24 protein-coding genes are annotated in these 20548 nt (G+C 39.7%); all 24 read left to right on the top strand.

Going from position 1 to position 20548, the window contains the following annotated elements; all coding sequences use genetic code 11:
- Window positions 1-22 precede the first annotated feature (22 nt).
- The 24 genes from EUBDOL_RS05735 to rseP all read left to right on the top strand — a co-directional run bounded on the left by EUBDOL_RS05735 (window position 23) and on the right by rseP (window position 20544).
- Complete coding sequence (locus EUBDOL_RS05735) at window positions 23-214, top strand: hypothetical protein (RefSeq protein WP_004799510.1); 192 nt, start codon at window positions 23-25, stop codon at window positions 212-214.
- Between the two features lie 78 nt (window positions 215-292).
- Window positions 293-1081: a putative RNA methyltransferase gene (locus tag EUBDOL_RS05730; protein WP_004799509.1), complete on the top strand. Its 789-nt coding sequence runs from the start codon at window positions 293-295 to the stop codon at window positions 1079-1081.
- A 68-nt stretch (window positions 1082-1149) separates the two neighbouring features.
- Window positions 1150-2562, top strand: a complete 1413-nt coding sequence (gene ffh, locus EUBDOL_RS05725; protein ID WP_004799507.1) for a signal recognition particle protein — start codon at window positions 1150-1152, stop codon at window positions 2560-2562.
- Between the two features lie 85 nt (window positions 2563-2647).
- Window positions 2648-2920 carry a 30S ribosomal protein S16 gene (gene rpsP, locus EUBDOL_RS05720; protein ID WP_004799505.1) on the top strand — a complete coding sequence of 91 codons (273 nt, stop codon included), beginning with the start codon at window positions 2648-2650 and terminating at the stop codon, window positions 2918-2920.
- A 6-nt stretch (window positions 2921-2926) separates the two neighbouring features.
- Window positions 2927-3175, top strand: a complete 249-nt coding sequence (locus tag EUBDOL_RS05715; protein ID WP_004799503.1) for a KH domain-containing protein — start codon at window positions 2927-2929, stop codon at window positions 3173-3175.
- Window positions 3176-3307: 132 nt separating this feature from the next.
- A complete protein-coding gene (gene rimM, locus EUBDOL_RS05710; protein ID WP_004799501.1) occupies window positions 3308-3808 on the top strand; it encodes a ribosome maturation factor RimM in 501 nt (166 codons plus the stop codon).
- Entirely contained in the window at window positions 3808-4530 is a 723-nt protein-coding gene (gene trmD / locus EUBDOL_RS05705) for a tRNA (guanosine(37)-N1)-methyltransferase TrmD (protein ID WP_004799498.1), read from the top strand. The genes rimM and trmD overlap by 1 nt, the downstream gene beginning before the upstream one ends.
- A 283-nt stretch (window positions 4531-4813) precedes the next feature.
- Window positions 4814-5164 carry a 50S ribosomal protein L19 gene (gene rplS / locus EUBDOL_RS05700; protein WP_004799496.1) on the top strand — a complete coding sequence of 117 codons (351 nt, stop codon included), beginning with the start codon at window positions 4814-4816 and terminating at the stop codon, window positions 5162-5164.
- 63 nt (window positions 5165-5227) lie between these two features.
- Entirely contained in the window at window positions 5228-5830 is a 603-nt protein-coding gene (lepB, locus tag EUBDOL_RS05695) for a signal peptidase I (RefSeq protein WP_004799494.1), read from the top strand.
- On the top strand, window positions 5827-6414 hold the full coding sequence (gene lepB, locus EUBDOL_RS05690) for a signal peptidase I (RefSeq protein ID WP_004799492.1): 588 nt from the start codon (window positions 5827-5829) through the stop codon (window positions 6412-6414). Before lepB (EUBDOL_RS05695) ends, lepB (EUBDOL_RS05690) begins: the two co-directional genes overlap by 4 nt.
- Window positions 6415-6447: 33 nt before the next feature.
- Complete coding sequence (gene ylqF, locus EUBDOL_RS05685; RefSeq protein ID WP_004799490.1) at window positions 6448-7326, top strand: ribosome biogenesis GTPase YlqF; 879 nt, start codon at window positions 6448-6450, stop codon at window positions 7324-7326.
- Window positions 7310-7936 carry a ribonuclease HII gene (locus tag EUBDOL_RS05680; RefSeq protein WP_004799488.1) on the top strand — a complete coding sequence of 209 codons (627 nt, stop codon included), beginning with the start codon at window positions 7310-7312 and terminating at the stop codon, window positions 7934-7936. Before ylqF ends, EUBDOL_RS05680 begins: the two co-directional genes overlap by 17 nt.
- 152 nt (window positions 7937-8088) lie before the next feature.
- Window positions 8089-8817: a DNA-processing protein DprA gene (gene dprA, locus EUBDOL_RS05675; protein WP_004799487.1), complete on the top strand. Its 729-nt coding sequence runs from the start codon at window positions 8089-8091 to the stop codon at window positions 8815-8817.
- Window positions 8818-8888: 71 nt separating this feature from the next.
- Window positions 8889-11045 carry a type I DNA topoisomerase gene (gene topA / locus EUBDOL_RS05670; protein WP_004799485.1) on the top strand — a complete coding sequence of 719 codons (2157 nt, stop codon included), beginning with the start codon at window positions 8889-8891 and terminating at the stop codon, window positions 11043-11045.
- A complete protein-coding gene (gene trmFO / locus EUBDOL_RS05665; RefSeq protein WP_004799483.1) occupies window positions 11035-12330 on the top strand; it encodes a methylenetetrahydrofolate--tRNA-(uracil(54)-C(5))-methyltransferase (FADH(2)-oxidizing) TrmFO in 1296 nt (431 codons plus the stop codon). The genes topA and trmFO overlap by 11 nt, the downstream gene beginning before the upstream one ends.
- On the top strand, window positions 12330-13238 hold the full coding sequence (gene xerA, locus EUBDOL_RS05660; protein ID WP_004799482.1) for a site-specific tyrosine recombinase/integron integrase: 909 nt from the start codon (window positions 12330-12332) through the stop codon (window positions 13236-13238). Before trmFO ends, xerA begins: the two co-directional genes overlap by 1 nt.
- A gap of 233 nt (window positions 13239-13471) precedes the next feature.
- Entirely contained in the window at window positions 13472-14404 is a 933-nt protein-coding gene (gene rpsB, locus EUBDOL_RS05655) for a 30S ribosomal protein S2 (protein WP_004799479.1), read from the top strand.
- A 20-nt stretch (window positions 14405-14424) separates the two neighbouring features.
- Window positions 14425-15315: a translation elongation factor Ts gene (gene tsf / locus EUBDOL_RS05650; protein WP_004799477.1), complete on the top strand. Its 891-nt coding sequence runs from the start codon at window positions 14425-14427 to the stop codon at window positions 15313-15315.
- Window positions 15316-15481: 166 nt separating this feature from the next.
- A complete protein-coding gene (gene pyrH, locus EUBDOL_RS05645) occupies window positions 15482-16195 on the top strand; it encodes a UMP kinase (protein ID WP_040463259.1) in 714 nt (237 codons plus the stop codon).
- Window position 16196: 1 nt separating this feature from the next.
- Entirely contained in the window at window positions 16197-16739 is a 543-nt protein-coding gene (gene frr, locus EUBDOL_RS05640) for a ribosome recycling factor (RefSeq protein WP_004799473.1), read from the top strand.
- A 94-nt stretch (window positions 16740-16833) separates the two neighbouring features.
- Window positions 16834-17544: an isoprenyl transferase gene (locus tag EUBDOL_RS05635; protein ID WP_004799470.1), complete on the top strand. Its 711-nt coding sequence runs from the start codon at window positions 16834-16836 to the stop codon at window positions 17542-17544.
- A complete protein-coding gene (locus EUBDOL_RS05630) occupies window positions 17541-18314 on the top strand; it encodes a phosphatidate cytidylyltransferase (protein ID WP_004799469.1) in 774 nt (257 codons plus the stop codon). Before EUBDOL_RS05635 ends, EUBDOL_RS05630 begins: the two co-directional genes overlap by 4 nt.
- Entirely contained in the window at window positions 18311-19477 is a 1167-nt protein-coding gene (locus EUBDOL_RS05625; RefSeq protein ID WP_004799467.1) for a 1-deoxy-D-xylulose-5-phosphate reductoisomerase, read from the top strand. Before EUBDOL_RS05630 ends, EUBDOL_RS05625 begins: the two co-directional genes overlap by 4 nt.
- Entirely contained in the window at window positions 19474-20544 is a 1071-nt protein-coding gene (gene rseP, locus EUBDOL_RS05620; protein WP_004799465.1) for an RIP metalloprotease RseP, read from the top strand. Before EUBDOL_RS05625 ends, rseP begins: the two co-directional genes overlap by 4 nt.
- The last annotated feature ends 4 nt before the right edge of the window (window positions 20545-20548 follow it).

Below are 20548 nucleotides of genomic sequence, written 5' to 3'. Positions count from 1 at the left end.
AAATATTTGTGAGGTGATAAAAATGGAACGTAAGAATCAACATAACCGAAATCAGATTGAACAGGATTTATTTCAATACGAGATGGGTATTGAATTAGGTGCGGAAATTGAACAGGAAAAACGTAAGCATCAAAAGGAATTTGATCGTGAACGTGCTTCCGGTGATTTTAAAGAACAACGCAACAATTCAATCAACCAAAGAAATCGCAAATAATTCTTATATTTGTGTGAAAAGATATCCTCGCGATATCTTTTTTTATGGTATAATGCTTGACGAAAGTGAGTTTTGATTATGTATCGATGTCCCAAATGTAACAAAAAGCTGTTACAAAGAAATAACAGCTACCAATGCGAAAATCGTCATACCTTTGATATTGCAAGACGAGGGTATGTAAATTTTGTTGTCGGCTCTTCACGGCAGCACGGTGATGACAAAGAAATGATTCGTTCAAGAACAGAATTTTTGACGCTTGATCATTATGCTATATTAAGAAATAAGCTTGCACAACTGCTTGTTGAGTTACAGCCTTCGACTGTTGTTGATGCAGGCTGTGGAGAAGGATACTATACGAATTATTTGGCAAAGCAAATTCCAGATGCAGAAATCTATGGTTTTGATTTATCTAAGGTTGGAATTGATTATGCGTGTCGTGCAAAAACCAAGGTGCATTATGCCGTTGCTAATGTTGTACATCTGCCTTTGGTAAATGATTTTGCCGATGTCTTACTATCCGTATTTGCTCCTTATGAGATTTCAGAGGTAAAGCGCATTGTTCATAAAGACGGTTATTTTATTAAGGTGGGACCGGGAGCAAGGCACTTGTACCAGTTAAAAGAAATTTTATATAAAGAGGTATATGAAAATGTTGAGGATACATTAGATTGTGAAGATTTTGAATTATGGAAAGAGATTTGCTTAACCGATGAAATTCATGTGGTTGGACAAAAAGCAATTCATGCCCTTTTTCAAATGACTCCGTATTATTGGAAATCACCGAAAGAGGGAAGTGAGCGTTTGCGACAGGTAGAAGTACTTGATAGTGAGATTGCATTTGTTATTCAAATTTATAAACGGAAATAACCCGTTTTCAAAACCTATGCAGCTATGCTATAATTGCGATAGAGATTTTTAGAAAGGCGGAAAATATAATGGCATTTGAATCGTTAAGTGATCGCTTGACAAAAGCGTTTAAAAATATCACCGGCAAAGGAAAGCTGACTGAAAAAAACATGAATGATATGCTTCGAGAGGTACGTATGTCTCTTTTGGAAGCAGATGTAAATTATGGTGTTGTAAAGGATTTTATTGCACGCATTAAGGAAAAAGCTTTAGGCGAAGAAGTACTGGGGTCTTTAAATCCCGGACAAATGGTTGTGAAAATCGTTCATGATGAGATTGTAGATTTACTTGGAAGTGAAGATGCTCCAATCAATTATAAAGCAAATGGCATTACAACGATTATGATGGTCGGTTTGCAAGGAACTGGTAAAACAACTGCATCGGCGAAGATTGCTAATGTAATGCAAAAAAAACAGGCACGTAAGCCTTTGCTTGTTGCATGTGATGTTGTTCGTCCGGCAGCTATTGAGCAGCTAAAGACTTTGGGGAAAAGTATTGGTGTTGAGGTATTCTCACTTGGAATTGAAACAAAAGCACTTGATACAGCGAAAGCGGCGATGGAGTATGCACGGGAGCATGGCTATGATACGGTATTGTTGGATACTGCCGGTCGTTTGCATATTGATGATGCGCTAATGCAGGAGCTTGCGGATATAAAGTCTTTTGTTCAACCAGATGATATTTTATTAACGGTTGATGCAATGACGGGGCAAGATATTGTGAATGTTGCTAGCAGCTTTCATGAACAGCTACAGGTTAGCGGACTTGTTGTAACGAAGCTTGACGGTGATTCTCGCGGCGGTGGTGTGTTGTCGGTAAGAAGTATTACCGGTGTTCCGGTGAAATTTGTCGGACTTGGTGAAAAAATCGAGGATTTAGATGTTTTCCACCCTAGTCGTATGGCTGATCGCATTCTTGGCATGGGAGATATCATGTCATTGGTAGAGCAAGCACAGGAAAAGATGGATATCGAAGCTGCAAATAAAACGGCAAACCGAATGATGAGCGGTACGTTTACATTGAATGATATGCTTATGCAGTTCCAACAGATGAAAAAAATGGGTTCTTTGGGAAACTTAATGAAAATGATCCCGGGTATGAACCAGTTTGCCGGACAGATCGATGAGGCAAAGGCTGATGATAAGATGAAAAAGAACGAAGCGATTATTTTAAGTATGACACCGGAAGAGCGTGAAAATCCTGATATTATGCGAGCTTCCCGTAAAAATCGTGTTGCGAATGGAAGCGGAACAACGGTTGCTGATGTTAATCGCTTGTTAAATGACTATAATAAAATGAAAACTATGATGAAGCAAATGGGAAATCTTAGCAAAGGCGGTATGCCGGCAATGGGAAATATGTCAAAGCTAGGTGCTATGAAGCAAATGCGTAATATGAATAAGATGATGCGTCAATCGAAAAAGGGTGGACGAAGATTTTAAAAAAACAAAGGTGTCAAGGAAAAATACTTGACACCTGATTTCTTTATGCTATACTTATCAAGTAAAAACATTAGGAGGAATACACATGGCTGTAAAATTAAGACTTAAAAGAATGGGATCTAAGGGAAAACCTTTCTACCGTATCGTAGCGGCAGATTCACGTTTCCCAAGAGATGGTCGTTTTATTGAAACTATCGGAACATACAATCCAACAACTAACCCTGCAAGTGTAAGCGTTGATGAGGAATTGGCAATGAAATGGTTGAAGAACGGTGCTCAGCCAAGCGATACTGTTCGTAATCTATTGTCTAAACAGGGAGTTATGAAACGCCTACACGATGAAAAAAACGCAAAGTAATTGAACATGATCGATTATGAAAAAGCGTTGCTGGATTTAGTAACACCGATGGTCGAGGATAAGACCAATGTATCTGTTAAACTAATGCCTACATTAGAAGAAAATGAGGTATTGCTGTATGTATATGCAAATAGTGAGGACGTAGCTCGTTTGATTGGGCGTCGTGGAATGATGGCTACAAGCATTCGCCAAATGATGTCTGTTGCCTCTCGTAAAGAGGATAAACGCGTTATGATCAAATTTGAAGCGTATTAACCAAGCTATACAGATGCACAAGCATAGACAATGCGTAATATGAATGCGCCTTGTCTTTTTTTTAAAGTTGCTTAAGAAAGCGTAATATCCGTAGATTTGTATGATATAATACGAATAATAAAAGGAGGGTATATGGAGAAAATCAAGATAGGTATTTTAACCAACACGCATGGTTTGCGAGGAGAAGTAAAAGTAAAAATTACGAGCGATTTTTGGGAAGAACGCTTTGCTAAAAACGCTGTGCTGTATATAGATGTCGATGGGCATACAAAAGAACTTTGTGTTGTGAATGCACGGCTTCATAAGGGTATGCTGATTGTGAAATTTAAAGATTATGATGATATCAATCAAGTGGAGCATTGGAAAGGAAATGCGCTTTACATTTTCAAGGAGCAATTACATGAACTAAATGAAGATGAAGCATATTACCATGAAATGATGAATGCTCGGGTACAGGACATTGATGGGAATGAAATCGGTACAGTGGTTGAATTGATTGAAACCGGTGCGAATCTTGTTTTGCGTGTTCGAGGTGAAAAACGCGAATTCCTCATTCCGTTTGTGAAAGCATTTGTAACGATGTTCGATAAAGAAAAGAAGATTATGCAGGTTACTATGATGGAGGGATTGTAGTGAAAATCACAATTGTAACGTTATTTCCGGAATATTTTGATAGTTTTCAGACAACTTCGATTATCAAGCGTGCTTTAGAGCATCAAAGAGTAGAACTAGAGCTTGTTAATTTCCGTGATTATACATTAGATAAGCATCATAATGTAGATGATACTCCATGTGGGGGCGGAGCGGGAATGCTGCTTTCGGTACAGCCGGTTGCAGATTGCTTAAAGGCGATTCGAGAAAAGGATTCTCTTGTGGTCATGATGACACCGCAGGGAAAGGTTTTTCATCAAGGACTTGCTCGTGAATTGGTTGGAAGCTATGAGCACATCATTTTGTTGTGTGGACATTATGAAGGTTTTGATGAGCGAATCCGCAGCTATGTTGATATGGAGCTTTCGCTCGGTGATTTTGTTTTAACAGGCGGAGAGGCGGCTGCATTGGTAATAAGTGATGCCTTGATACGCTTGGTTGACGGAGTTATTCAGGAGGATAGCCACTTAGATGATTCTTTTGAAAATGGATTGTTGGAGTATCCGCAATACACGCGTCCTGTTGAATTTGATGGCCAAAGAGTTCCTGATGTGTTGTTGAGTGGGCATCATGAAAATATCCGTAAATGGCGTTTAAAGGAATCCTTGCGTAAGACGAAACTGAAGCGTCCGGACTTGCTAGCTAAACGTACGTTTACCAAAGAGGAACGAAAGCTTATGGCTGAAATCGAGGGAGAAATGTAACTGATTTTCATTTTCTGTAAATACTTGTCATTTTATTGAAATATTAAGAATTTTCTGTGGATTAGGATTTCCTAAATATCAAAAAAATGGTATGATAAGAAAAGGAAAGTACCCGAGCTTTCTTAAACTCGAAAGAAGTATAAAATCTGTTTTGTTTATAAGAAAAAGCTTTACATTATCCTTCGGTTATGCTATTATAAATTAGCTTAACGGCAACGCGGTTCCGCTGAACTTAGGATTCAAGAGCCTCAACGTTTATAGATGACGAAAGGAGTGCCTAATTATGAACATGCAGTTGGTTAATGAAGTTACGAAATCACAGTTGAAGAAAGATGTACCATTCTTCAAGCCAGGGTGCACTGTACGCGTTCACGTAAAAATTAAGGAAGGCGACAAATCACGTATTCAGGTATTTGAAGGTTTGGTAATCGAAAAACATGGTGGAGGAATTTCTGAAGCATTTACAGTGCGTAAGATTTCTAACCAGATTGGTGTAGAAAGAACATTCCCAATCCATTCTCCAATTATTGATAAGATTGAAGTTATCCGTCATGGTAAGGTTAGAAGAAATAAATTGTTCTACCTACGTGGTCGTTCTGGAAAAGCTTCACGTATCAAAGAAATTCGTAAGTAAGAAAAGTCGGGTGAAATACCCGTCTTTTTATTTATTATAGGATAGGAAGGAGGCACGTATGACATGAACGAAGCTGCAAGAAGAAAACATCGGCAGGATTCTAAGGAAACCTTAGGAAAGGTTATTGTGAGCAATGTTTTGTCTTTGTTTAAGATTATTTTGTTATGCTTTGTGCTTGTCTTTTTTGTCTACGGATACGGAGTTCGACCGGTTCGTGTAGATGGTGCCAGTATGTATCCGACATTAGATGATGAACGTGATCGCTTTGTTTTAACCAATGCCTTTGCGGGTAAATTTCTCGATATTGAACGTGGTGATATCGTTGTAGCCTATGAGGAGGCGCTGCATCGAAACATTATAAAAAGGGTAATCGGATTACCGGGAGATACCGTGCATGCGGAAAATGAAACGGTATATGTAAACGGAGAGGTATTGTTTGAACCTTATCTTGATAATGAATTTGCGAACGATGTGCTTAGCTCGAATACCACCTTTACACGTGATTTCGGTCCGGTAACGCTTGACGAAGATGAATATTGGTTATTGGGTGATAATCGTTGGATATCTAAAGATTCTATTGATTTTGGTCCGGTTGAACGCGAGGATATCAAGGCACGAGGTGCTTTTGTTTTAATTCCGTTTTCCAGAATGAGGGTTGTGAAATGAAAAAAAAGCGTGATACAGCATTTGAATTAGGAAAAGTGTATTCGACTTTGTCCTTTTTGCGAACATTTTTAATTTGTTTTGTAATAGCTTGCTTGTTGTTGACATTTGTTGTGCGACGAGAGGTTGTAAAGGGCGGATCAATGGAACCTACCTTACATGATGGACAATCGGTGTTTATCAATGTTTTGGCATCATATACACAGGAAATCGAGCGTTTTGATGTTGTTGTGGCGAAAAACTATGAAACGGATTCCTTGTGGGTAAAGCGTGTTATTGCACTACCGAATGAAACAGTGGCCTATAAGAATGATTGTTTATACATTGATGGGAAAAAGGTTGAAGAATCATTTTTAGATATGGACTATGTTGAACAGCGAAAAAAAACAGGAAACAGTCGGCTTTTTACCGAGGATATGGAAGCTAAGAAGCTAGGCGATGATGAATACTTGTTGGTAGGTGATAATCGTATGGATTCTTTGGATTCGCGTTTTGAAAGTGTCGGCGCCTTTAAAAGAGAACAAATTATTGCCAATGGAATGCTGGTGGTTTCCCCATTTGAAGATATCCGTTGGGTAGGTAAGTAGTGTAGGTATAAGAATAAAAAAGGAAGTGATCGTATGGAAGAACAAAATGGCTCAAAAATCAATATCCAATGGTTTCCGGGGCATATGACAAAAGCAAAGCGTGAGATGCAGGAAAAACTGAAAATGGTTGATTTTGTCATTGAATTACGCGATGCTAGGATTCCCAATGCCAGCCGCAATCCGATGTTAGATGAACTTTGTAAACAAAAACCGCGCTTGATTATTTTATCGAAACGAGATAAAGCGCAAGCGTCTTATACAAAGCAATGGATTGCCCATTTGTCAAATGAAACGACAAAGGTATTGGCACTTGATATCCTGAAGGATTCGGTTACGCAAATGGTTGTTGATGCATCTCAACAGCTAATGAAAGCAAAAATTGAGCGAATGATTCGCCGTGGAATTCGTCCACGTGCGATGCGAGCTATGGTTGTCGGTGTTCCCAATGTTGGAAAATCAACATTTATCAATCGTATTTCTAAAAAGAAAATTGCGACAACCGGCGATCGTCCGGGAGTAACGAAGGCGCTTCAGTGGTCAAGAGTAAATAAAGATTTGGAGCTTTTGGATACGCCGGGCGTATTGTGGCCGAAGTTCGAAGATGAACAGGTCGGCTTATTGCTTGCTGTTACTGGGGCTATTCGCGATGAGGTTTTACCGATTGACGAAATTGCGCTGTGGGCAATGCGTTGGCTTTTAGAAAATCATTCGGAAGCATTAACAAAGCGATACGATATCCCTTTAAAGTCGGATCCGTATACAATGTTGGAAGCTATTGCGTGGAAGCGGGGATTTCTAAAAAACGGACAAGAGGTTGATTGGAAACGTACCATTGAAACCTTCTTGCGGGAAATCCGTGATGATCGTTTAGGCAGTATTACATGGGAGATACCTGATGAAAACAGCAAATGAATATGAAAAGGCTTGGTATAAGGAGGGGAAACAAGCGATTGTCGGCATTGATGAGGCAGGACGTGGGCCGATTGCCGGTCCGTTGGTGGTAGCGGCGGTAAGCTTTCCCGATGACTATGACGATGATGAAATTTATGACTCTAAAAAGCTAAGTGAGAAAAAACGGGAGCTACTGTTTCGTAAAATCATTAAAGAGGCACGTGAATATCATATTCTTATCGTTGATACCAAAACAATTGATACTGAAAATATTTATCGAGCGACACAAAATGCGATGCAAAGACTATGCGATGAATTTCAAATGATCGATGGGGTTTTGACCGATGCGATGCCACTTCCTTTCTGCAAGCAGGATTGTATATCCTTAGTGAAAGGGGATCAAAAGAGTGTTAGTATTGCGGCAGCGAGTATTTTGGCAAAAGTAACAAGAGATCATATTATGATGGCTTATGATCTTCAATATCCGCAATATGGATTTGCAAAGCATAAGGGATACCCAACGAAAGTACATTTGGAAGCCTTACATCGTTATGGTGTGATAGACGGTCTTTATCGTCATTCCTATGGTCCGGTTGCGAAAATGGATCAATTACAGCTTTCTTTAGATTAGCGGTTATGACCGCTTTTTTTTTATATCTATGTAGAGGGTTTTCTGTAATCATAAAGGAAAATAAGCGATTTAAAAATGAAAACTCAATTATAAGTACATAGTATTTAGGAGGAAAGTGATTTTTTCGTATATATATTATGAGGAGGTGCTTTATGAGAGAGCAAATATTATGCTATGCTATTCGTTATCATGGAGAATGGCATGCAATCAAGCAGGCTATTTTACGCAATGAGGAATGGGAACGCTGCGATTATGATGGGTACTATGTAACGATTTATGATAAGGAATATCCGCAATGCTTTTTGCAGTTGGAGTATCCTCCATGGATTTTATTTTATGCAGGAAGGCTGGAGCTTTGTTCACTTCCGAGTTGTGCGGTAATCGGAAGTCGTATGCCTACACAACGAAGTATTCATATTACACAGCAAGTTGTTAAACAGTTAGCCGATCGCTATGTAATCGTTTCCGGACTGGCGAAGGGAATTGATGCCGGCGCACATACTGCAGCATGCAATAAACATACGATTGGTGTTATTGGTTGTGGACTTGATGTCGTTTATCCAAAGGAAAATGCAAGGCTGTATGCATACATGAAGCAATCACAATTGATTCTCAGTGAATATCCCAAAGGCACAAAGCCTCTTGCTTATCATTTCCCATGGCGAAATCGTTTGATTGCTGCTTTGTCGGATAGTATCGTTGTGATAGAGGCAAAAAAACGCAGTGGGACACTGCTTACGGTTAATGAAGCGTTGAATTTATCAAAACCGATTTATTGCATTCCGCATGCATTCGCAGATCCTGCCGGATATGGGTGCAATTTGCTGATTTCACAAGGTGCGAATATACTTGTTGATGAAACAGACATTGCGTTGATTTGAGCGAAAATGTTTGACAAATTTAAAAATTATGCAAAAATAGGATACGTATTTACGTAGGCAGGAGGATATAGATGAAAAACTTGGTTATCGTGGAATCACCTTCCAAATCGAAAACAATTGAAAAATACTTGGGAAATGACTATATGGTTGTTTCCTCCAAGGGACATATACGCGATTTAGCAACAACAGGCAAAGGTGGCTTGGGTATTGATGTAGAGCATGATTTCGAGCCAACCTATAAAATCAGTGCAGATAAGCGAAGTGTAGTAAAGGAATTAAAGGATTTAGCAAAAAAAAGCGATCATATTTATTTGGCAAGCGATCCTGACCGTGAAGGAGAGGCGATTGCTTGGCATTTGGCACAGGTGCTGGGTCTTGATGTGAATGATGAAAATCGCATCGTTTTTAATGAGATTACGAAAGGGGCAGTTACGGAAGCATTGAAGCACCCACGTACGATTGACATTCCGATGGTAAAATCACAGGAAACACGTCGTATGTTGGATCGTATCATCGGTTTTAAGCTGTCCAAGCTATTGCAGAGTAAAATTAAGTCAAAATCTGCCGGACGCGTACAATCGGTCGCTTTGCGCTTGATTGTGGAGCGTGAACAGGAAATTCGGGCTTTCAAAAGTGAGGAATATTGGACACTGGCAGCACTTGTAGATAAGGATAGCAAGAAGTTTAATGCCAATTTGATTCGTATCGGTGGGAAGAAAGCGGAGTTAAAAACGCAGCAAGAAGTCGATGCGATTATTTCCCGTTGTCATGAATTTAAAGTTTCCAGCATTGAAAAAAAGGTACGCAAAAAGGAACCGCGCATGCCATTTATTACATCGACACTTCAGCAGGAGGCCAGCACAAAGCTTGGCTTCGGGGCGAAAAAAACAATGCAGATTGCCCAAAAGCTATATGAAGGAATTGCTTTGCAGGGCGGTAATGCCGAGGGTTTGATTTCTTATATGCGTACAGACTCTACGCGCTTGAGCGAGCAGTTTGTGCGTGATGCCGAGCAGTACATTGAAGATACTTATGGCAAAGCGTATTGTGGACGTGCGCGTCAGAAAAATAGTGAAAATGCGCAAGATGCGCATGAGGCTATCCGTCCGACGAATATTCAGCATACACCGGAAAGTATAAAAAACTATTTAACAAATGATCAATATAAGCTTTATAAGCTTATTTACGCAAGAACGCTGGCATCGCTTATGGCTCCAAGCAAAAGCAATGTTGTGAATGCCATAATCGTGAGCGAGGATTGCGAGTTTAGTGCAAACGGCTCTATTTTGGCGTTTGATGGATACTTAAAGATTTATCATGATTATGAAACGGTGAAAGACGAGATGCTTCCGGTGCTTGAAGAAGGAGAAAAGCTGGAAAAGGTAAGGCTGGAGGGAAAACAGCATTTTACCGAACCGCCACTGCGTTATAGTGAGGCACGTTTGATTAAGGATCTTGAGGAAAAAGGGATTGGACGACCTTCAACGTATGCTATTATTATTGACACTTTGCAAGCAAGAGGCTATGTTTCCTTAGAAAAGAGCAGCGAAGGAAGTAAAACCAAGGTGTTTTTTCCAAGTGAGCAGGGAGAACTTACCGATGCAAAACTTAAAGAGTTTTTCAGTAATCTGATCAATGTTACTTATACTGCCGAAATGGAGGCAAAGCTTGATGAAATTGCTGCCAACACGTTAGATAATATCGAGGAGCTGAAACGGTTTTATGCAAAATTCGAACCGCTTTTGGAAAATGCTTATGAACACATGGAGAAAAAAGAGCTTGAACGAACCGGTGAGCTTTGTCCGGAATGTGGAAGTGAGTTGGTGTATCGTGTGGGACGTTATGGCAAGTTTATTTCTTGTATCAATTTCCCAAGCTGTCGTTATACCAAAAGTGAAGAGGAAGAAGAAAATGCAAGCGATGAGGTTTGTCCGCATTGCGGCAGCAAAATGGTGATGAAAAAAGGTCGCTATGGGTCTTTTTTAGCTTGCAGTAATTATCCGACCTGCAAGTATATCAAAAATAATAAGCCAAAGGAAGAACCGGTGCCAACCGGAGAGAATTGTCCGGAATGCGGACACCCGCTTGTTAAACGAAAATCACGTTTTGGTACAACTTTTGTAGGCTGCAGCAATTATCCTAAATGTCGCTATATAAAGAAGGAACCGAAAAAAGCAAAGGAGAAAAAATCCGATAAAGAAGCAGTAGGTGAGAAAAATGAAGAATAAGGTAACAATTGTTGGTGCGGGACTTGCCGGTAGTGAGGCTTGTTGGCAGCTTGTAAAGCGAGGGATTCCGGTACGCTTAGTAGAAATGCGGCCGCAGAAATCATCTTTGGCACATCATAGTGAGTTATTTGGGGAATTGGTTTGTTCTAATTCTTTGCGTAGTGATTCATTGCTGAATGCAGTAGGAATCTTAAAGGAAGAAATGCGTAAGTTTGATTCGTTGATCATGAAATGTGCAGATGCTACACGTGTTCCGGCAGGAAGTGCTCTTGCGGTGGACCGCCATAGCTTTTCTAAGATGATTACAGATACTTTGAAAAGCCACCCATTGGTGGAGGTTGTGCATGAGGAAATGAAGTATATTCCCGATGGGCCGGTAATCATAGCCAGTGGTCCTTTAACAAGCGATGCACTTTCACAGGCGATAAAGGACTATACACATGCAGATTATTTTCATTTCTATGATGCAGCAGCTCCGATTGTTGAAAAGGATAGTATCGATTTTGATAAGGCGTATATCAAATCACGCTATGATAAAGGGGAGGCAGCATATATCAACTGTCCGATGAGCAAGGAAGAATTTGATGCTTTTTATGAAGCTTTGATCCATGCCGAAACAGCTGAATTGCATGATTTTGAAGAAACCTATTTTGAAGGGTGTATGCCCTTTGAGGAAATGGCAAGGCGAGGAGAAAAGACTTTACTGTTTGGACCGATGAAGCCGGTAGGCTTAGAAAAAAACGATGGAACGCTTCCTTATGCAGTTGTTCAGCTGCGACAAGATGATGCGGTGGCATCACTTTATAATATAGTCGGATTTCAAACGCATTTGAAATGGGGAGAACAAAAGCGTATTTTGTCAATGATTCCCGGCTTGGAAAATGTTTCTATCGTTCGCTATGGGGTAATGCATCGAAATTCCTATTTGTGTGCACCGAAAGTGTTGCGCCCGACGTATCAGCACTGCACCCGTGATGATTTATTTTTCGCAGGGCAATTATGTGGGGTTGAGGGATATGTGGAAAGTGCAGCCAGTGGTCTTTTGGCAGGCTTGAATATGGCGAACCTTATACGTGGAAAAGCCTGTGTGGAATTACCGAGTACCTGCGTTATGGGTTCTATGGTAAATTATATTACACATGCTAATCCAAATTATTTTCAGCCTATGAATGCGAATTTCGGAATTATGCAGCTCATGGAGAAGGTCAAGAAAAAGGATCGTAAAGAGGCTTTCGCAAGACAAGCATTGAAGGTAATTGAGGAATCGCTTGAGGAATTTGCATAATGGAGGATTTATTGGAGCGGTTTTTGCAATATATTATGCAAGTAAATAGCGGAAGTGAGCATACCAAAGCGGCATATCAGCGCGATATTCAAGAATTTATAATGTATATAAGAGAACAGGCGATTGACAGTTTTGAAGATGTCGATCGCATTGTTGTTATGAATTATATTGCTTTCTTACGTGATAAAGGTGGCAAGGGATATTCCGGTATGAAAAATACTACAATTGCTCGCAAGCTATCCTCCTTGCGTTCTTTTTATCACTATTTAAATGAATATATCGGTATTGCAAATAATCCTTTTGTATATTTTAAAACGCCAAAGATAGCTAAACGTATTCCGGAGTTTCTGTTTTACGATGAAATTGAAATTTTTTTAGAAAGCTTTGATTTAAACAGCATGCAAGGGTTAAGGGATCGAACGATGTTCGAATTGATGTATGCATGCGGTTTGCGTGTAAGTGAGGCAGTATCGCTACGGACAAGAGATGTTGATTTTGCCGATAATATTTTACATATTCATGGCAAAGGTGATAAAGAGCGTTTGGTTCCTTTTTACGATTTGGCCAAGGAACTTTTGGTAAGCTATATCAAAGATGTTCGTGATGTATGGGCAACTAGTGATGAAACAGCATTGTTTGTGAATCAACGAGGGAAAAAGCTGACTACACGAGGAGTGCAATATCTTATGAATAAAGCGGTGGAGAAATGCGATTTGCATGTGCATGTTCACCCACACATGTTTCGTCATAGCTTTGCGACGCATTTGTTGGATAACGGTGCGGATTTACGTTATGTCCAAGAATTGCTGGGGCATTCCAGTTTATCAACAACGCAAATTTATGTGCACGTCAGCAAGGAAAGATTAAAAGCGGCTTATGAGCATGCACACCCAAGGGCAAAAGAGTAGAGCTTAATAAGTGCATAATATTTATGTATGGGCGAAAAAGCTTTCAAGTGTAAAAAAGAAAAAAGCTTTGAAATCATAAAAAAATATGCTATAATAAAAAACGTGCGCAAGACAGCACAAATACACACACCATGGATTCATCGGCCCGTGCTTTAGATGCAAGATAATGCGTCAATGATAAGTTGCTGATTTTCGAAATGGTGGAGGCGTAACGGAAAGAGAGGACTTTATCAATGTCAGTAGTAACAATGAGAAAACTATTGGAATCTGGTGTTCACTTTGGTCATCAGACACGTAGATGGAACCCTAAAATGAAACCAAACATCTACGCATCAAGAAATGGTGTTTATATCATCAATCTTGAAAAAACTTTGGAACAAATCGAAACTGCTTATGCAGCAATGAAGGAAATTGCTGAAAACGGCGGTAAGGTATTGTTCGTAGGTACGAAAAAACAGGCACAGGCTACTGTTGTAGAAGAAGCGCTTCGCTCAGGAAGTTTCTTTGTAAATCAGAGATGGCTTGGAGGTTTATTAACAAACTATCGTACAATTCAGAAACGTGTAAAACGTTTGGTTGAAATCGAAGAGATGGAAGCAAACGGTACATTAGATTTATATCCTAAGAAAGAAATCGCACAGGTTAAAAAGCAAAAAGCACGTTTGGAAAACTTCTTAGGCGGTATCAAAGAAATGAAGAAGCTTCCAAATGCAATCTTCGTTATTGATCCAAAGGAAGAACACAATGCAGTTGCGGAAGCTAAAAAGCTTGGAATTCCTGTATTTGCTATGGTAGATACTAACTGTGATCCAGAAATGGTAGATTATCCAATTGCTTCAAACGATGATGCTGTACGTTCTGTTAAATTGATTACAACACTTATGGCTGATGCAATCGTAGAAGCTAAGGGTGGATTGTTAAGCGTTGCACATAATGTCGATGAAAATGAAGCTGATGTAACAATGGCTGATGTTATCGTAAATGTTGAAGAGCAGATTGCAGAAAACGAAAGACGTCGTCGTCAAAGAAATGAAGAACGTCGTAATCGTCGTCCGATGAACCGTGGCGGCAGAGGAAACGGAAGAGCTCCATTTGTAAAGCGTGAAAACAAGCCTGCTGAGGAAAAGGCAGAAGCTAAGACAGAAGGAACAGCTAGTGCTGAATAAATAAACAAAGGAGAAAGAATATGATTACTGCTAGTCAAGTAAAAGAATTGCGCGAAATGACAGGCGCAGGTATGATGGATTGTAAAAAAGCTTTAACAGAATGTGATGGCGATATGACAAAAGCAGTTGATTGGCTGCGTGAAAAGGGTATCGCTAAGGCTGCTAAAAAAAGTGATCGTATCGCTGCTGAAGGTTTATCACGTGCTGCAGTCGAAGGTAATGTTGCAGTTGTGTTTGAAGTAAACTCTGAAACGGATTTCGTTGCTAAAAACGAACAATTCTTGGGTTTATTAGATACTATTCAAAATGTGTTATTAACACAGAAGCCAGCGGATTTAGATGCTGCTTTGGCATGTACAGTTGATGGTGCTAGTGTGGCTGATTTGATTACAAACGCTACGGCTACTATCGGAGAAAAAATTTCTCTTCGTCGTATTGCTGTTGTCGAGAAAGCTGATGATGAATTCTTCGGAAGCTATATCCACATGGGTGGAAAGATTTCTGCTCTTGCGGTATTAAAAGGTAAGGAAGATGCAAAGGTTGCAAAAGATGTAGTTATGCAGATTGCAAGTATGAATCCTAAATACATCACTCGTGATGATATGCCTGCCGATGTTGTTGAGCATGAACGTAAGGTTCAAACCGAAATCGTTGCAAATGACGAAAAATTGGCTAATAAGCCTGAAAAGGTTTTGGCTGGTATCATTGAAGGGAAGGTTTCTAAGAATTTGAAGGATCTTTGCCTAGTTGAACAGGAATTTTTCCTAAATCCAGACCAAAAAGTTGGTCAGTACCTAAAGGAAAATGGTGCAGAGGTTGTAAGCTTTGTACGTTATGCTGTTGGTGAAGGTATCGAAAAACGTGAAGATAACTTTGCTGAAGAGGTAATGAGCCAAGCATTTGGTGGTTAATTTGCCGAATGAGAAATCTGCATTGTCAGATTTCTTTTTCTTTGTAATGGGAAGGTAATTTTATGATATCTATTTGGATTTTTACTTTCTTTTTTTCATCATTCCCATTATAATAGAAGAGGTGGTATTATTTCCCTCAATGTATAGAATAAAGGTGGATAAAAGTATGTATAAAAGAGTATTGTTAAAATTAAGTGGTGAAGCTTTATCTTCACCGGGAAATTCCTTTGATCCTGCAATTTTGCGTTCCTTAGCGCAGGAATTAAAAGAGATTCATGACTTAGGTATTGATTTGGCTATTGTTGTCGGGGGAGGAAACTTCATTCGTGGAAAAATGATTGAACAAATGGGCGTAGATCGAGTGCAAGGCGACTATATGGGAATGCTGGGTACGGTAATCAATGCATTGGCAGTACAAAATGCACTTGAGAAGATCGGTGTTCCTACACGTGTACAGACGGCAATCGAAATGCAAAAGGTTGCAGAGCCCTTTATTGTTCGCAAGGCGATTCGTCATTTAGAAAAGGGACGTGTTGTTATTTTCGGTGCAGGAACCGGAAATCCATATTTCTCTACCGATACAACTGCAGCATTGCGTGCAAGTGAAATCAATGCAGATGTTATTTTAATGGCAAAAAACGGTGTTGACGGCGTTTATAATGCCGATCCGAAAACACACCCGGAAGCCACAAAATATGATAATCTGACCTATATGGATCTTATTCAGGAGGGCTTGCAGGTAATGGACACTACGGCCACTAGTATGTGTATGGATAATGACATTGATTTGGTTGTATTTAATATGAATGAAAAGGGTAATATTATAAAAGCAGTACGCGGTGAGATCACCGGTACGGTAATTTCAAAGGACGGTAAATGATATGACAGTAATGCAAACAGCGGAACATAAAATGCAAAGCGCAGTTGAAGTGTTGGAACAAGAACTAAAAACCATTCGTACGGGAATGGCGAACGCGGCTATTCTAGAGCATGTAACATTTGAATATTACGGTAGTCCGATGCCAATTAATCAAATGGCAGGTATTAAGGTAGTTGAAGGGCGTCAGCTGATGATCACACCTTATGATAAAGGAACGTTAAAGGACATTGAACGTGCTATTGCAATGTCTGATATCGGTTTAGTACCGCAAAATGACGGAGATTGCATTCGTTTAAATGTGCCGGCTCTTACCGAAGAACGTCGTAAAGAATTTGTAAAGGACGCAAGTAAGATGGGTGAAAATGCGAAGATTGCAATTCGTAATGTACGTCGTGATGCAAATGATACAATTAAGAAAGATAAAGAATTAACAGAGGACGAAAGCAAGGATTTACAGGATAAGATTCAAAAGCTGACCGATAAGTTTGTAAAGCTTGTCGAACAGGCAGTAGATGCCAAGTCTAAAGAAATTTTGAAGGTTTAATGATAAGGCTCATCTAGGTGAGCCTTATTTGTATGTGTGCAGGTGTAAAGTATGCTATAATAGTAGCGTTAAAACAAAAATAGGAGAATGTACTATGACAGATAAAATAATGCCACGTCATATTGCGATCATTATGGACGGCAATGGGCGATGGGCAAAGAAAAGAGGATTGCCGCGTACTGCCGGACATAAGCAGGGAGCAGAGAATATACGCAAAATTGCGATTGCCTGCAATGATTTAGGAATAGAAGCATTGACTTGTTATGCTTTTTCAACGGAAAACTGGAAACGACCGGAAGAAGAAGTAGACTATTTGTGCAAACTGCCAAAATTATTTTTTCATCGCTACCTCGCTGAGTTAATAAAAAATAATATTCGTGTTACTTTTTTAGGAGAAATCGAGCGGTTCCCACAGGAAACAAGAAATGTGATTGAAACAGCAGTTGAAAAAACCAAAATGAATACCGGTTTGAATTTATGCTTAGCTGTTAATTACGGAGGACAACGTGAAATTGTTCTGGCTGTGAGAAAATATACGCGAGAGGTTATAGATGGAAAGCGCAAGAATGATGTAACAGAGGAAGAGTTTTCTTCTTATTTGATGACGAAAGGCATGCCTGAGGTTGATTTGATGATTCGTACGAGTGGAGAAGAAAGAATCAGTAATTTTTTACTATATCAGCTTGCTTACTCGGAATTGGTTTTTACGGAAACTGCTTGGCCGGATTTTGATCGTGATGCTTTGGAAAAAGCAATCGAGATTTATCAGCATCGCAATCGGAGATTTGGAGGCTTGGCATCATGAAAACCCGAATTTTGACAGCACTCGGTATTATTTTATGTGTAATTCCTCCACTTGTATTCGGTGGGTGGCTAATGGCATTATTGATTGGTTTTATTATTTGTGCAGGCGCAGTAGAATGGCTGTCCTTAAAGCATTCGAATACACCACTGCCGATTTTTCCCAAGTTGCTTGCGATTGCTTGTGTAGTCGGATTGTTGTTTTTAGAGGATAGCTATATTTCCAGTGTTTTAGCGGTTATTTGCTTGTTGTTTTTATCAATTCCGGTATTTACGGACGAATTTGCTGCAACAGATAGCTTCTTATGCATTACCTATGTTGTGTTCTTTTATACCGTTGCGCGAGCGGTTATCCATATCTATACAAGCGATGCTTTATTGGTTTGGTATATTATAATTGCAACTTATGGTACGGATACAGGTGCTTATTTTTGCGGCCGCTTTTTTGGAAAGCATAAGCTGAATGAGCGAATATCGCCAAAAAAAACAATCGAGGGTTCGATTGGTGGGTGCATAATGGGAATCGTGTTATCTTTTGCATTTGCTTATTTCATGCTACCAAAGCTTTCTACCACTGCTATGCTAATCGGAAGTATTGTTATGAGTATTACGGGACAAATTGGTGATTTGGCATTTAGCGCAATCAAACGTAATTTTAAAATCAAAGATTTTTCCGATTTGTTGCCGGGACATGGCGGTGTCTTAGATCGCGTAGATTCTTTATTATTTAATTTTGTTTGTTTTTATATGGTTATGGTGGTGTTTATGTTATGAAACGTATTGTATTGATAGGCGCTAGCGGTTCGATTGGTGAACAAAGCTTAAATGTGATGGAACATCATCGTGAGGATTTTGAACTGGTTGCGGTTGGTGTTGGCAGACAAGTTGATAAATTGCATGCAATGATTAAAAAATTTCCAAGTATTCGTCATATCGCTTTTGCAGAAGCGAAGCATCTTTCAAAATTTGAAATGCAGTATCCCGATATTTGTTTTTATGTCGGAGATGATGGGTTAAAGCAGCTCGCTGCATTACAAGATTATGATTTGTTTGTAAATGCAGTTGTAGGATTTCGTGGCTTGATACCGACATTGACGGCAATAGAGCATGATCATGATGTTGCCTTGGCGAATAAGGAAAGCTTGGTAGCCGGTGGTGATTTGGTAAAAAAAGCATTAAAAGAGCATCAGAGAACACTGTATCCGATTGATTCCGAACATAGTGCTATTTTTCAATGCTTACAAGGCAGTAAGCATGAAGAAATCGACAAGCTTATCATTACCGCAAGCGGTGGCTCCTTTCGTGATAAGAAGCGTGAGGATTTAGCAAATGTCAGTGTTCAGGAAGCACTGAAGCACCCTAATTGGAATATGGGAGGACGTATTACGATTGATAGTGCAACAATGATGAACAAAGGTTTTGAGGTCATTGAAGCACATTATCTTTTCGATATTGCATACGATGATATTGATGTAGTTCTGCATAAGGAAAGCGTGATTCACTCTATGATTCAATTTTGCGATCATGCCATTTTAGCACAGTTGGGAACTGCGGATATGCGTCTGCCGATTCAGTATGCCTTGTCTTATCCAAAGCGTTTAGCAATGCTTGATGCAAAGCCTTTTTGTTTTTGGGATTATCCGCAGCTGCATTTTGCGAAACCCGATGAACATTTTTATCCATTGTTAAAGCTTGCTTACGAAGTAGGACGCAAGGGAGGCAATTTGGGTGCTGTTTTAAATGGGGCTGATGAAGAAGCAGTTGCTTTATTCTTGAAGGAAGAAATTGCATTTTTAGATATTGAACGCTTAGTTAAGGCAGCTGTCGAGCATGCCGATTATATTAGTGATCCTACACTTGATGATGTAATCGAGGCAGATCGCTATGCAAGAGAATTTGTCAGAGAAATGGCAAAAGGAGGTCCTGTTTCTGCATGAGTGTAATTGTTAGTTTGATTTATTTTATTTTAATTTTGAGTGTCATTGTTATCGTTCATGAGTTCGGTCATCTTATAGCTGCTAAAAAATTCGGGGTGTATTGCAAAGAATTTTCGATAGGAATGGGGCCGGTCATTTGGAAGCGACAAAAGGGTGAAACACAATGGTCTATTCGTGCACTTCCTATTGGCGGATTTGTTGCTATGGCTGGTGAAGATGAAGAAGGCGAAGAAGAAAAGTTAGAGATCCCTTTTGAACGAACGATTCCGGGAATAAAAAAATGGAAACAAATTGTTGTCATGGCAGCAGGGGCAATCATGAATGTCTTGCTTGCATGGGTGCTTTTTATCGGCGTTAGTGCTTATCAAGGACAAGTTGTTATTGATAAGGGGGCAGTTGTAGGAGATACGGCTGTCGGACAACCGGCAGAGAAAGCGGGTATTCAAAAAGGTGATGTAATCGTAGAAATCAGTCAAAGGGATACACACGAAACGATTAACTCTTGGACGGACGTTTCCAGCTTTTTGTTATATAATCAAGGAGAGGTTACTTTGACGATTGAGCGTGATGGTAATCGAATGCAGGTTGCGCTTACACCTTATCAAGATAAAGAAACCGGTGGTTATTTGCTTGGTGTTACACAAGGGGCGGGTAGCTATGAGGTAAAGGATATATCTTTTTTAGAGGCTGTTAAATACGGAACACTGGAAATGTTTGATGGTATGACGACAATCTTTGAATCTCTTGGTAAACTGCTTCAAGGAATCGGCTTGAATAACTTAAGTGGACCGGTTGGCATTTATAAGGCAACTGCGGAAATAACACAGCAGGGGTGGATTTCAACCATTGCCTTTACGGCATTGCTATCTGTGAATGTGGGGATCTTCAATTTGCTTCCAATTCCGATTTTGGACGGTGGACGTATCCTTATTCTTGTTCTTGAAACTATCACGCGTCGCAAGTTCAGTGAAAAAACACAAACTGCCATAATGATGGTTGGCTTGTTTATGCTGATTGGCTTGATGGTATTTGCAACATGGAATGATCTTGTTCGTCTTTTTATGTAAGAGT

This window comes from Amedibacillus dolichus DSM 3991 (assembly GCF_000154285.1).
Lineage (GTDB): Bacteria > Bacillota_I > Bacilli_A > Erysipelotrichales > Erysipelotrichaceae > Amedibacillus > Amedibacillus dolichus.
This window is presented reverse-complemented; position numbering and strand designations above follow the sequence as displayed.

What these genes read in the sequence shown, in the direction of transcription:
- EUBDOL_RS05735 (WP_004799510.1), top strand. Translation starts at nt 23, where the DNA reads ATGGAACGTAAGAATCAACATAACCGAAATCAGATTGAACAGGATTTA.
- EUBDOL_RS05730 (WP_004799509.1), top strand. Translation starts at nt 293, where the DNA reads ATGTATCGATGTCCCAAATGTAACAAAAAGCTGTTACAAAGAAATAAC.
- ffh (WP_004799507.1), top strand. Translation starts at nt 1,150, where the DNA reads ATGGCATTTGAATCGTTAAGTGATCGCTTGACAAAAGCGTTTAAAAAT.
- rpsP (WP_004799505.1), top strand. Translation starts at nt 2,648, where the DNA reads ATGGCTGTAAAATTAAGACTTAAAAGAATGGGATCTAAGGGAAAACCT.
- EUBDOL_RS05715 (WP_004799503.1), top strand. Translation starts at nt 2,927, where the DNA reads ATGATCGATTATGAAAAAGCGTTGCTGGATTTAGTAACACCGATGGTC.
- rimM (WP_004799501.1), top strand. Translation starts at nt 3,308, where the DNA reads ATGGAGAAAATCAAGATAGGTATTTTAACCAACACGCATGGTTTGCGA.
- rplS (WP_004799496.1), top strand. Translation starts at nt 4,814, where the DNA reads ATGAACATGCAGTTGGTTAATGAAGTTACGAAATCACAGTTGAAGAAA.
- lepB (WP_004799494.1), top strand. Translation starts at nt 5,228, where the DNA reads ATGAACGAAGCTGCAAGAAGAAAACATCGGCAGGATTCTAAGGAAACC.
- lepB (WP_004799492.1), top strand. Translation starts at nt 5,827, where the DNA reads ATGAAAAAAAAGCGTGATACAGCATTTGAATTAGGAAAAGTGTATTCG.
- ylqF (WP_004799490.1), top strand. Translation starts at nt 6,448, where the DNA reads ATGGAAGAACAAAATGGCTCAAAAATCAATATCCAATGGTTTCCGGGG.
- EUBDOL_RS05680 (WP_004799488.1), top strand. Translation starts at nt 7,310, where the DNA reads ATGAAAACAGCAAATGAATATGAAAAGGCTTGGTATAAGGAGGGGAAA.
- dprA (WP_004799487.1), top strand. Translation starts at nt 8,089, where the DNA reads ATGAGAGAGCAAATATTATGCTATGCTATTCGTTATCATGGAGAATGG.
- topA (WP_004799485.1), top strand. Translation starts at nt 8,889, where the DNA reads ATGAAAAACTTGGTTATCGTGGAATCACCTTCCAAATCGAAAACAATT.
- trmFO (WP_004799483.1), top strand. Translation starts at nt 11,035, where the DNA reads ATGAAGAATAAGGTAACAATTGTTGGTGCGGGACTTGCCGGTAGTGAG.
- xerA (WP_004799482.1), top strand. Translation starts at nt 12,330, where the DNA reads ATGGAGGATTTATTGGAGCGGTTTTTGCAATATATTATGCAAGTAAAT.
- rpsB (WP_004799479.1), top strand. Translation starts at nt 13,472, where the DNA reads ATGTCAGTAGTAACAATGAGAAAACTATTGGAATCTGGTGTTCACTTT.
- tsf (WP_004799477.1), top strand. Translation starts at nt 14,425, where the DNA reads ATGATTACTGCTAGTCAAGTAAAAGAATTGCGCGAAATGACAGGCGCA.
- pyrH (WP_040463259.1), top strand. Translation starts at nt 15,482, where the DNA reads ATGTATAAAAGAGTATTGTTAAAATTAAGTGGTGAAGCTTTATCTTCA.
- frr (WP_004799473.1), top strand. Translation starts at nt 16,197, where the DNA reads ATGACAGTAATGCAAACAGCGGAACATAAAATGCAAAGCGCAGTTGAA.
- EUBDOL_RS05635 (WP_004799470.1), top strand. Translation starts at nt 16,834, where the DNA reads ATGACAGATAAAATAATGCCACGTCATATTGCGATCATTATGGACGGC.
- EUBDOL_RS05630 (WP_004799469.1), top strand. Translation starts at nt 17,541, where the DNA reads ATGAAAACCCGAATTTTGACAGCACTCGGTATTATTTTATGTGTAATT.
- EUBDOL_RS05625 (WP_004799467.1), top strand. Translation starts at nt 18,311, where the DNA reads ATGAAACGTATTGTATTGATAGGCGCTAGCGGTTCGATTGGTGAACAA.
- rseP (WP_004799465.1), top strand. Translation starts at nt 19,474, where the DNA reads ATGAGTGTAATTGTTAGTTTGATTTATTTTATTTTAATTTTGAGTGTC.